General features: G+C 40.6%; 12 protein-coding genes. 10 read left to right on the forward strand and 2 right to left on the reverse strand.

Going from position 1 to position 11,279, the window contains the following annotated elements:
- The first annotated feature begins 80 nt into the window (after positions 1 to 80).
- A complete protein-coding gene (gene rpmE / locus ABF87_RS05210; protein WP_160828070.1) occupies positions 81 to 293 on the forward strand; it encodes a 50S ribosomal protein L31 in 213 nt (70 codons plus the stop codon).
- Between the two features lie 139 nt (positions 294 to 432).
- On the opposite strand, the gene ABF87_RS05215 is transcribed toward rpmE, so the two are convergent.
- Entirely contained in the window at positions 433 to 750 is a 318-nt protein-coding gene (locus ABF87_RS05215) for a cupin domain-containing protein (RefSeq protein WP_160828071.1), read from the reverse strand.
- A 91-nt stretch (positions 751 to 841) separates the two neighbouring features.
- Here ABF87_RS05215 and ABF87_RS05220 point away from each other — a divergent pair, with 91 nt between their 5' ends.
- Complete coding sequence (locus tag ABF87_RS05220) at positions 842 to 1,657, forward strand: SDR family NAD(P)-dependent oxidoreductase (RefSeq protein ID WP_160828072.1); 816 nt, start codon at positions 842 to 844, stop codon at positions 1,655 to 1,657.
- A gap of 72 nt (positions 1,658 to 1,729) precedes the next feature.
- Here the strand turns inward: ABF87_RS05220 and ABF87_RS05225 are convergent, their stop codons facing one another.
- Complete coding sequence (locus ABF87_RS05225; RefSeq protein WP_160828073.1) at positions 1,730 to 2,734, reverse strand: NAD(P)-dependent alcohol dehydrogenase; 1,005 nt, start codon at positions 2,732 to 2,734, stop codon at positions 1,730 to 1,732.
- Between the two features lie 283 nt (positions 2,735 to 3,017).
- Here ABF87_RS05225 and ABF87_RS05230 point away from each other — a divergent pair, with 283 nt between their 5' ends.
- The 8 genes from ABF87_RS05230 to ABF87_RS05265 all read left to right on the forward strand — a co-directional run bounded on the left by ABF87_RS05230 (position 3,018) and on the right by ABF87_RS05265 (position 11,016).
- The gene (locus ABF87_RS05230; protein WP_345789881.1) at positions 3,018 to 4,031 is read left to right on the forward strand and encodes an EpsD family peptidyl-prolyl cis-trans isomerase; all 1,014 of its coding nucleotides are present in this window, start codon (positions 3,018 to 3,020) and stop codon (positions 4,029 to 4,031) included.
- A gap of 90 nt (positions 4,032 to 4,121) precedes the next feature.
- Positions 4,122 to 4,925 carry a polysaccharide export protein EpsE gene (epsE, locus tag ABF87_RS05235; protein WP_160828074.1) on the forward strand — a complete coding sequence of 268 codons (804 nt, stop codon included), beginning with the start codon at positions 4,122 to 4,124 and terminating at the stop codon, positions 4,923 to 4,925.
- A gap of 55 nt (positions 4,926 to 4,980) precedes the next feature.
- Positions 4,981 to 6,363 carry a chain length determinant protein EpsF gene (gene epsF, locus ABF87_RS05240; protein ID WP_160828075.1) on the forward strand — a complete coding sequence of 461 codons (1,383 nt, stop codon included), beginning with the start codon at positions 4,981 to 4,983 and terminating at the stop codon, positions 6,361 to 6,363.
- 10 nt (positions 6,364 to 6,373) lie between these two features.
- On the forward strand, positions 6,374 to 7,279 hold the full coding sequence (epsG, locus tag ABF87_RS05245; protein WP_160828076.1) for a chain length determinant protein tyrosine kinase EpsG: 906 nt from the start codon (positions 6,374 to 6,376) through the stop codon (positions 7,277 to 7,279).
- 9 nt (positions 7,280 to 7,288) lie between these two features.
- Positions 7,289 to 8,176 (forward strand): exosortase B, encoded by an 888-nt coding sequence (xrtB, locus tag ABF87_RS05250; RefSeq protein ID WP_160828077.1) that lies wholly within the window; start codon positions 7,289 to 7,291, stop codon positions 8,174 to 8,176.
- 73 nt (positions 8,177 to 8,249) lie between these two features.
- Entirely contained in the window at positions 8,250 to 8,921 is a 672-nt protein-coding gene (gene epsI, locus ABF87_RS05255; RefSeq protein WP_160828094.1) for an exosortase-associated protein EpsI, B-type, read from the forward strand.
- A gap of 127 nt (positions 8,922 to 9,048) precedes the next feature.
- Positions 9,049 to 10,572, forward strand: a complete 1,524-nt coding sequence (locus tag ABF87_RS05260; protein ID WP_160828078.1) for a hypothetical protein — start codon at positions 9,049 to 9,051, stop codon at positions 10,570 to 10,572.
- A 237-nt stretch (positions 10,573 to 10,809) separates the two neighbouring features.
- A complete protein-coding gene (locus ABF87_RS05265; RefSeq protein ID WP_160828079.1) occupies positions 10,810 to 11,016 on the forward strand; it encodes a methyltransferase domain-containing protein in 207 nt (68 codons plus the stop codon).
- The last annotated feature ends 263 nt before the right edge of the window (positions 11,017 to 11,279 follow it).

The raw sequence follows: 11,279 nt of genomic DNA on the forward strand, positions 1-11,279 counted from the left end.
TGCGTCAATATTCACATTCAAGGATAATCACGGCTTTTTAATCTTCCCGTTGAGGGACGAATCATTTGAGGACATCAGTAATGAAAGCAGACATTCATCCAGATTACCAAGAAATAACTGTGACTTGCAGTTGTGGTAATGTTTTCAAAACACGCTCAACCATGAATAAAGCCTTGAATATTGAAGTCTGTTCGCAGTGCCATCCATTTTATACGGGCAAACAGAAGATTGTGGATACGGCAGGTAGGGTTGAGAAATTCCGTCAAAAATACGGTAGACAAGCTACCAAATAATGACCTGGCAGCAATATCTCTTTTGTAGAGATATAGTCCCCTATAAGCAGTAACCAGCAATAATTTAAAAAGATGATTCAAATTGCTGTGCATGATAAACGATTCTTCACTGATCTTGTATGATCACCGTATTGCGTGTTCAATAGTGCACAGCTAGCCAAATTGTCTCGTTATCCGGATCAGTCCAGGCGACTCTGTGCTTTGTATGAGATGGAATGTTGATGTAATCTCCTTTGTTGAGCTGCACCGGGGTCTGATTTTCAAATACAACGACGGCTTTTCCTTTTAGAAGAATAACCCATTCATTCTTTTCCTGATCGAACCAACTGGATTCCGGGGATGTCTGACCCTTGGAAATGATCCGTTCAATCATTACTGCTTGGTTTTTGATGATGAACTCAAATATTTCCTGCTTCAATTCACAGGGGATATTTGAAAATATATTGTTTGGTTTCATTTGATGTTCCCCCGATAACAAGTTTTAATTCTATTTGCTACTCAATTGGTTAAATATCAATTGACTATCGTGATGGATGATAAAAACAAGCATGGAACAAAAAATTGCATTCGTGACCGGTGCCTCAAGCGGCATTGGACGGGCTACGGCCGTTCTGTTGGCTCAGAATGGATTCTATGTTTTTGCTGTTGCAAGACGCAAGCATCGATTGGAAGAGATTCGTTCCGAAAACATTGAGCCCATTCAACTTGACGTTATGGACGAAGCCGCGATCCGCAGCGTCGTAGAACATATTATCGCGACCAAAGGCCGTATCGACGTGCTCGTCAATAATGCGGGTTATGGTCGACTGGGTACCATTGAATGTGTATCTATGGAAACCGCACATCATCAATTCGAAGTCAATGTGTTTGGGTATGCGATATGCATGCAGGCGGTGCTTCCGCATATGCGAGAACAACGCTCAGGATGCATTATCAATATCTCTTCGGTTTTAGGAAGATTTTCTGTTCCGGGATTCGGCTGGTATGCTGCATCCAAGCATGCAGTGGAAGCCTTATCCGAAGCATTACGCGGAGAAGTCAAAGGGCTGGGTATTGACGTTGTAATGATTGCCCCGGGTTTAATTAAAACGGAATTTGTGACTAAAGAATTTGAATTGCTTGAAGCAGTTGAGCATCCTGCGGCGTATCAGAAAATTATCGCAGGATTGCATAAACTTGTGAGTCATGAGCCACAGTGTCCCGGCCCCGAGATAATTGCTCGCGCTGTTTTAAAAGCGACTTCCAGATCAATTCCGCCGGTACGGCATGCATTGCCATGGGATTCAAAAGCCGCGGTGGTTTCGCGTTGGATGTTTGGTGGCCGACTTTTCGCCTGGATTATTCGAAAAAAAATGGGATTCTAGGTCATTAGAATCAGTTTTTTGTCAGCTCAGCAACAAAATGGTGGGAATGGAAGCATCTATAATCATGTCGACCTATTGATTGCTTATAACAATTCTGTATTTTACTTTGCCGCTTGCCAATCTAGCCAAAGCTTCATTCACTTGATCAAATCGGTAGGCTTCAACGATCGGTTTAATTTGATGGCGCTCGGCGAAGGCTAGCATTGTTTTGATGCTAGCAGGACTGCCAACGGGAGAGCCTGAGAGAGAGCGCTGAGCGGAGATTAATGGGAAAATGTTGATATCGAGTGGCGTCAAGGTTGCTCCGACAAAATGTAGACGACCTTTTGGGCGTAAAGTAGCAATGAAGAGATTCCAATCGAGTTTTACATTTACAGTGGATAGAATCAAATCAAATCGATTGGCGGAATTTTTGAGGTCTGAGAGTTTGCGGGTGTCCAGTACTTCATCAGCCCCTAATTCCAGGGCTTCCGTTTTTTTATGGTCACTGGAGGTAAAAGCCGTGACGTGGCAACCCCAAGCTTTGAGGAATTGTAATGCAATGTGGCCTAAACCGCCGATACCAATGACTGCAACGCTGGCTGTCGGTGCAATATTGAACTGCAGGAGAGGATTGAACACGGTAATGCCACCACAAAAAAGAGGACCCGCACTTTGCGGGTCCATATTTTCTGGCAGTACTACCACACTGGCGGCGTTAGCTCTCACTTTTTCTGCAAAACCGCCATAGCGGCCTACGATGGTCGCTTCAGCATTGTCACATAAATTATGATCGCCGGACATGCATGCAGAGCACGTGAGGCAATAACCTGAATGCCATCCAAGTCCGACTCGATCCCCGGGTTGTAAATGATGTACATGTGTGCCTACAGCGCTGATGATACCGATAATTTCATGGCCGGGTACAAAAGGGAATTGCGTTATTCCCCATTCATTGTTTAACATACTCAGGTCGCTATGACAAATTCCACAATGTTCAAGATCAATTTCGACATCCTGAACATCTAACGGACCCGGATCATACTCAAACATCTGTAATGTGGCGCCGGCTTCTTGTGCAGCATATGCTTTGATCATGGGAGTTCCCGCAATTGAAGTAAAGGTAATGAAATCATAATAAAAAATCTGATATCAAAACATTTCTATTGATATTTTTTATTTTTGATCAATAAGAGCGAGCATACCATTATATTTCCAGTTTTTTGAAATGCGATGAGTAAGCTTATAATGAGTGTTATCCATTTGCCATTCACTCTAAATGGCGATTTAAGTGTTTCTCAAAATAATCTGCTTATTAAAGTTTTTTATCTGATTGTCGTAGCTGATCTGATCTTGATCTGTCAATTTGGTTTTATATTGAGTGCGACGCTATGCAAAATTGCTTTTTTTAGAATCAAAAAAGGAAAATTTTATGGTATTGGCAAATACTCAAATGAAGTTGATCTGTCTGGCGCTTATTTCTGTTTTAGCATTGGGTGCGTGTAATAATCATCCCAAGGAGAGAAAGTCTGGGCAAGCGCTAGTGAGTGTTGATGGGCATGAAATTACGCTACTTCAACTTAATGATGAGATAAAGCGCGCCGGAATTCGTGTGGATCAGCACGAAAATGTCAGTAAGCAACTGCTTGAATCATTGATTGCACGCCAGTTGATTGTTGACGAAGCTGTACGAAACAAACTGGATAGAACACCCGACGTCATGCAAGCGCGAGAGCGAGCCATTGCGCAGATTACTGCGCAGGCTTATTTACATGGGATGGCAAGTAAAATGGCTAAGCCATCTGATATCGAGATAAAAGAATATTTTGAGAAACATCCCGAGCTATTTTCAGAACGAAAACAATTCGATTTGACAATTCTGCGACTTGCCAGCAAGGATATGGATCATGAATTAAAAGCACGGATAGATGGTGCAAAATCTGTAAATGAAGTGGTGGCTTGGCTTGATAAGAAGAATATCCAGTATTCACGCAATTCCGTATCTCGCAACACTTCCGATTTGCCAGCAGAAATGGCCAAACTGCTGCAAGAAAAGGGTCAGGATCATCTTATTATTGTGAATGAGCAGGAGCACGGTTTAATTATTTCTGTGACTGCGATGAGAGATAATCCGATTTCATTTAAAACAGCAGCGCAACAGATTGAGCGATATTTAGCCAATCAAAAATATAAACAAGCCACGGATGCAGAAATTTCACGTTTGCGTTCATTAGCAAAAATCGAATATTTAAATGCTAAAGCCCCGCAAGGAGATGCAGAGAAATCGAATGCTCAATCGAGTGTATTAACCCCTGAAGCTGCCAATAATTCGAATTCGCCACAGGAACCAGTTTCTGAAGGGTTCATCGAACGTGGTATTATGGGATTAAAATAAATTTTTTATTTTTAAGCACATATGTTTGGACATGTGTATTTAACTGATAAGTAATATAAACTTCAAAGATTTTAGTAAAGGATGTCCGTTATGAATAAAGCAAAGTTATTGATATTGATTCTCGCGGTGGTTTGGGTAAGTTGCATCGGTAATGCTGTAGCTGCAGAAACCAAAAGGAATGTACTGGGGCCGGGCGATATGATAAAAATTTTTGTTTATGGACATCCGGATTTAACCACTGAAGTGAAGATTAATGAAACAGGAAATATCACTTTTCCGCTTCTGGGTGAAATATTTATTGATGGACTGACGCCTGCTTCTGCTGAAAAAAAGATTGCCAAGTTACTTGAAAGCAAAGATATCATTCGTAGACCCCAAGTGAATATCCTGGCTTCATCTTTGCAGAGTCAAATGGTGTCTGTTCTTGGGTTGGTGCGTAATCAGGGGCGCTATCCCGTCGATGGAAAACGCAGCGTGACCGATATTCTGGCAATGGCCGGTGGAGTGATACCAGAAGGTGGTGAAGTAGTTACTCTGATTCGCTCAGATGGTAATTCTTTCTCGAAAGAGATCATTGATATCTTAGAAATGATACGTTCCAACGATTTGAGCAGAAACGTGACCGTGAGAAGCGATGATCTGATTTATGTCGATCGAGCACCGCGTTTTTATATCTACGGTGAAGTTCAACGAGCTGGAGTTTATAGACTGGAACGCAATATGACTGTCATCCAGGCGCTCTCAGTCGGTGGGGGATTGACGCAGCGGGGTACTGAACGTGGCTTGCGTATTCAACGCCGGGATGCTCAAGGCAATCTGCAAATTTTGAGCGTTAATCCCAGCGATTTAATTCAACCTGATGATGTAATTTATATCCGCGAAAGTCTATTCTGATAATGCAAAGCTTGTTTCTGCATAAGGTATTTTCCATCTGAGCTAAGAGATTACTATGAATTATTCCCGGCTTCTTCTTATTTTGTTGGCTCGTCGCAATATCATTCTGATTGCATTGACATTAACCGTACTTACTACAGTAGTCGTGAGCCTGCTATTGCCGAAGAGTTATAAGTCGACTGCAACATTAGTTCTGACTTATAAAGGGGCTGATCCTGTGACAGGCATGATGTTGGCTCCACAACAAATTAGCAATTACATGGCTACCCAGTTGGATATCATCAGGAGTACCAAAACTGCGTTAATGGTAATTGACAAGCTAAAACTTGATCAGAGTGAAATTGTGAAAACAAGTTACTTGGAAAGTAAGACCGGCCTGAGCTTGCAGGATTGGCTGGCTGGTGGACTCCTTAAGGATTTAAACATCGAAACATCGCGTGATAGCAGTGTCATTCAGATCAACTACGTAAGTACCGATGCTGAATTTGCGGCTATGGTTGCTAATGCTTTTGCTAATGCCTATCAAGAGATAAGTATCCGTCTTACAGTTGAACCTTCGCAAAATGCAGCAACCTATTTTACGAGCCAACTGAATATTTTCCGTGACAGATTGGATGCAGCCCAAAAGAAATTATCAGCGTATCAACATGACAAAGGTATCATTGATACCGATTTTCGTCTCGACGTTGAAACACGACGATTAAACGAGCTTTCTAGTCAATTGGTCATTGCCCAAGCAGAATTGCTAGGAACTGCAGAGCAAGATGGATCTAAGCGCGGTAGTGATGCTCAAAGTCTCAGGAATGCAATGATCAGTAATCTTAAAATTAACTTGTCGCAAGCTGAGTCCAAATTTTCGGAAATTTCCCAGAAATTGGGCCGTAATCATCCGAGTTATGCAGGGGCAAAAGCCGAAGTCGATATGTTGCGATCAGAGCTTAACAGGCATATTAAAGCAACGGCACAAGATGCTCTAAAGAAAGAAGCTGAAATTCGTGCGGCACTCGAAGAGCAAAAAGCTAAAGTTCTTACTCTGAATCGCTCTAGGGATGAATTGCAACTTCTTACTCGCGAAGTTGAAGGAGCGCAACAAGCCTATAACGCTGCCATGCAGCGCCTGAATCAAACAACTCTAGAGGGGCAATCGAATCTATCCAGTGTTTCGATTCTTGATACAGCAAAGATTCCAGACAAACCTGATAGTCCCAAGTTGTTGTTGAATGTAGTGCTATCTTTATTTTTGGGAACCATGCTGGGAATAGGATCCGGTTTGGTTGCAGAGATGATTGATCAACGTGTGCGTTCTCCAGAAGATCTCACGAATATCCTGCAAGCGCCTGTTCTTGGGGTAGTAAAGTGGGGAGCTTCTCCCCAGAAGGGCTTGCCATTATTTTTGCCACGTTTGATACAAAAGATCAATCTATTAGGTCAAAAATAGGAAAATAAAAATGACTATCTATGATTCCTCAGAAACAGATCAATTAAATAATTCAAGTGCCGTTGCCATGAATTCATCCTCTGTTCGTAAACTGAGCATAGGTCGTATTCTGCTCGATATGGGCAAAATTACACCAGCAGAAGCGGAGCGTATATTGCGTCTGCAAAAAGAAAGCGGTCTGCGGTTTGGGGATGCGGCCCTAAAATTAGGGTTGATAACTGAAGCCGATATTCAGCAAGTTCTGTCTCAGCAATTTGATTACCCCTATCTATTACCGGGGCAGGGAAATCATCCGCCCGAGCTGGTGGTGGCGTATCAGCCGTTTGGGGCTCAAGTAGAAGTTTTCCGAGCAGTCCGCAGCCAATTGATGTTACGCTGGTTTACGGCTGGACATAAAGCCTTAGCCATTACAAGTTACAATCCAAATGATGGACTAAGTCTCTTCACAGCTAATCTTGCCATCGTCTTCTCACAGCTTGGCGAGCGGACGCTTTTGATTGATGCAAATCTGCGATATCCACAGCAACATGACATTTTTAATTTAAAAAATAAACAAGGCTTATCCGATGTATTGGCGGGCCGTGCAGATATTTTTGAAGTGATTTGCAAAATAGATTCATTTGTTGATTTATCTGTATTACCAGCTGGTGCTCTTCCTCCCAATCCTCTGGAACTCCTTAATCGTCCTGCATTTGATGTTCTAAATGCTCAACTTGCGAATCAGTTTGATGTGATTCTTTATGATACATTAGCATTTTCAAGTGGCGTAGATGCTTTGGCTATTGCCGCGCGCACAGATGGTGCTCTGATTGTTGCGCACAAAAATCACACACGTATCAATGATATCAATGATATCAACGAACAGCTAAAATCTGCTGGTGCCGAAGTGGTAGGTTCGGTACTCATTGATTTTTAATCCTTCTGTATGCCTGCACATCAATTAGCTTACTCAAAGTCAAATTTATCAGATTGGTGGCCGGTATTGCTGGGGTTATTAGTTTTATATATCCCTACTTTTTATCATCTTGCCACAGGGTTGTGGACAGCTCAAGAGCAAGCGCACGGACCCATTATCTTATTGCTTTCATGTTGGCTTATTTATAGACGATGGCCTGAAATGATAGGCGGTAATGAAAAGATAATAATTATTAACTGGGGATGGTTGGTTTTTTTTGTGGGATTGATTTTTTACGTGATTGGCTATTCCCAGCAGATATTGATATTAGAAATAAGCTCTTTCGTTTTAATTCTTGCCTCGATTTTATTGATCAAAAGAGGGATGAATGCATTGAAAGTCATGTGGTTTCCCCTGTTTTTCCTGTTATTTATGATTCCGCTTCCCGGGTCAATCGTTAGTTTTTTTACGATGCCGATGAAAATGGCGGTTTCTTATGCGGCGGAGAATATTTTGTTTTGGGCAGATTATCCTATTTCGAGGAATGGGGTGATTTTACAAATTGGTCAGTATCAGCTTCTTGTTGCAGATGCTTGTGCTGGATTGCAGACATTGCTTACGTTAGAAGCGTTAGGATTATTTTATTTGAACCTAGTTCATCATACGTCACTTTTTCGCAACGTATCACTCGCAATTCTTATTGTACCTATTTCATTTACCGCTAATGTTATCCGCGTTATGACGTTGACCTTAATTACTTATCATTTTGGTGATGCTGCAGGGCAAGGCTTTCTGCATGATTTCGCAGGAATGGTTCTCTTTATCAGTGCGTTGATATTAATAATTGGTGTTGATGGATTCTTGCAGTATATCGCTAAGCTAAGATCGATAAATGGTCTTCATTCAATGAATTCATAATTGGTAAGCTCATTGTGTTTCATCGATGTTAAAACGCTAGGGAGAGATAGTGGAATCATTAAAAAAATCATTCATGACTTCGATTGTATTAGGGGTGTTGATGTTGTCATCTAGTGTTTTGACAAGAATTTTAATCCCTACCAACAAAATTGCAGATCAGCGAGATAGTATTACGCTTGAAACAGTGATTCCCCAAAAATTTGGGGATTGGCATATTGATCAATCCATCATACCGTTGCAAGTTGACACTGAAACTCAAGCTAAGCTTGATAAAATTTATAATCAAACTCTGGTAAGAACCTATGTCAATTCTAATGGCGAGCGCATAATGCTCTCTATTGCTTATGGTGGTGATCAAAGTGATAATTTAGCAGTGCACAAACCAGAAGTGTGTTACTACGCGCAAGGCTTCGAGGTTAACAAGATTTTATCCGATGAATTGGCTACTGAATACGGAATTCTCCCGATTAGACGCTTATTAGCTACTAAGGGAAATCGCAATGAACCCATTACTTATTGGGTGACTATCGGGGACAAAGCTGTGATGCCGGGAATTGAGCAGAAGTTACAGCAATTACGTTATGGTTTAACTGGTAATGTGCCCGATGGTATGTTGGTACGAGTATCTTCTATTTCTTCCGATGAGAATACAGCATATCGCTTACAAAATAGATTTATTCAGGATTTATTATCAATGATAGATATTTCCAACCGTATTAGATTAATAGGGGCTTTTGAGACATGAGAGGATTAATTGATAACGCTCCTCTTAAGGATGATTCTATCTGTTATATGTTTGATTTTCGATTGAACAATGGCAAAGGTTCTTATCTGGAATATTTCTATCTGCGCTTATTTGCGGCAGTAACTTAATGAGGGCAAAAGTGCAGAACCTGCAGATTTCCAGCAGTCCTCTTAATTCTAAAACAATTCCTGTTGCGCTCCTGCTGGTTAGTATTTTATTTCTATCCATAGTCAGTGGAGTGCTTGCTGCATTTGGAAATGTTGTGCTTTTAATTGTCTTATTGGCATTATATGGAATTGTTTTTGTCGTTGCTGCACCCGTTGCCTGGACAGTTTGGATTATTTTCGGCGTGGTGTTCCTGGTAAGTGGTCCTAGCGCATATTTCATACGCTTTACACAGCTTCAATGGCTTACCGTTTTAGTAAGCGCTGCATTATTGCTGCCTCTGATACTTCATTTATTACGTGATAGAAAGAATGTTCTATATTCTTCAGTTTCAAAAGATCTATTGCTCCCCGCATTTTTTCTTTTAATAGTGATTTTTTCTACTCTTATAGATCGCCCTCAGTTTGCAGATTTTGTAAATGCATCGCGTCATTATTTTCTCATGTGGCCATTAATGCTGGTTTTTATGTTTGGTCTTATTTCTGAGAAAGTGGTAGAGCGAATATGGAAGGCTCTTCTGATAGTGGCAGTTATACAATTTCCTATGGCTCTTTATCAGTATTTCTTTGTTTCTCAGAAAAGTACTCGGCTTTCTCCTTTTGATGCAGTAGTAGGGACTTTCCCCGGTAATATCTCGGGTGGCGGAGATAGTGCTGGTATGGCTATTTTGCTATTAATTGCAATTCTGATTGCTATTGCATTATGGAGAGAGAAAAAACTCCAAGGTATGTGGGCGACAGTAATAATATTAACGGGAGTGAGCACGTTAGCTTTAGCAGAAGTCAAATTGCCAGTGATGTTATTGCCTGTTGTTATTGGCTTGTATTATCGTAGAGAGATACTAAGACGACCTGTGGAATCAATAACAATTGTAATCGCTGTAATTATAATTATGAGCGGAATACTGCTGATGTATGAAAAGCTACATTATGCAGGCGGATCTTCGAGTGCATTCAGTACCAATAGACCTCCCCTTACGGCTTATGAACATATAAGCAGAGCACTAGACCCCGACAGTGAATCAGTACAATTAGGTCAGAAAGGACGGGTTAGTCTTGTAATAAATTGGTGGGAAATGAATGTCAAGAAAGGTGATATTCAACATAGCTTGCTAGGTTATGGCATGGGTGCAACTCATACAAGTAAAATAGGCACAGGAGAATTAGTTGATCGATTTCCTTATCAAATCAATACAACAGCTACTGTCGTATTATTATGGGAAACAGGTATTCTCGGTCATTTAGTCTTTTTTCTTATACTATTGCTGGGTGCTAGAGCTTCAGAACAAGCTGCCCAGCATGAAGCTATACCTGATATTCATCGTATTTTGCTTAGAGTCGGTTCAGTAGGTTTGTTAGTGTTAATTCTGATGTTGCCTTATAAAAGCGTGCATCTTTATTCTAATCCAACCCAGTTTCTTATGATGTTTATGCTGGGTTACGCGGGATATTGGACACGTTTCTTAAAAAATAATTGCCTGATGTAAGATCGTTCACATAGCGTTGGTTTTTTCAATGCGTAAACTAAGATTGAGCAAAAAATCACAATTAAAAAAATTATTGAAAGTAACTGGAGGGATGGTAATCCCCCCAAAAATTAACGAGTAAAGCAGTAGAATTTTCTATCGCAGACGAAGAGGAATTTTACTGATGAAGAAGCAGCGATTTACGGAAAGCCAGACTATGCAGATACTGAAGCAGGGTTGCCTGCTCGAAACTATTTTTTGAAAAATTTTAAATATGATTCAATGTATTATACAGGTTTTGGTGTTCAGGATTTAAGTCAAATGAATACTCTTTTTCCTGGGAAACAGTTTGTACAAAATCCTGGAGGGAAATTTCCTTTTGAAGATAATCAATTTGATTGGATATTTAGTAATGCTGTGATTGAACATGTAGGTGATAAAGAGGCTCATATTCTTTATAAATGAGATGCTGCGTGTTGCGAAGAATGTGTTTTTTACAATTGGGGGAAAAATAAAACATGGGTCACCAAAGATAATCTTATCTTCTTTCGGGAAGGAGATTACAAAAATTGATGCGCTTGTCTAATGCAAAACATTTCGAGATTTATAAAAACCGATTGTTTCTATTAGTAATGACATATACTGTTATTTGTAGAAAATAATGCTCGGACCGAGTTTGAAAATGAAAAAGAATGAAATTGTTCGCCAGAAAATTTTGGAAATAAAGC

Source organism: Nitrosomonas sp. JL21 (assembly GCF_009833095.1).
In the GTDB taxonomy this organism is placed as follows: domain Bacteria; phylum Pseudomonadota; class Gammaproteobacteria; order Burkholderiales; family Nitrosomonadaceae; genus Nitrosomonas.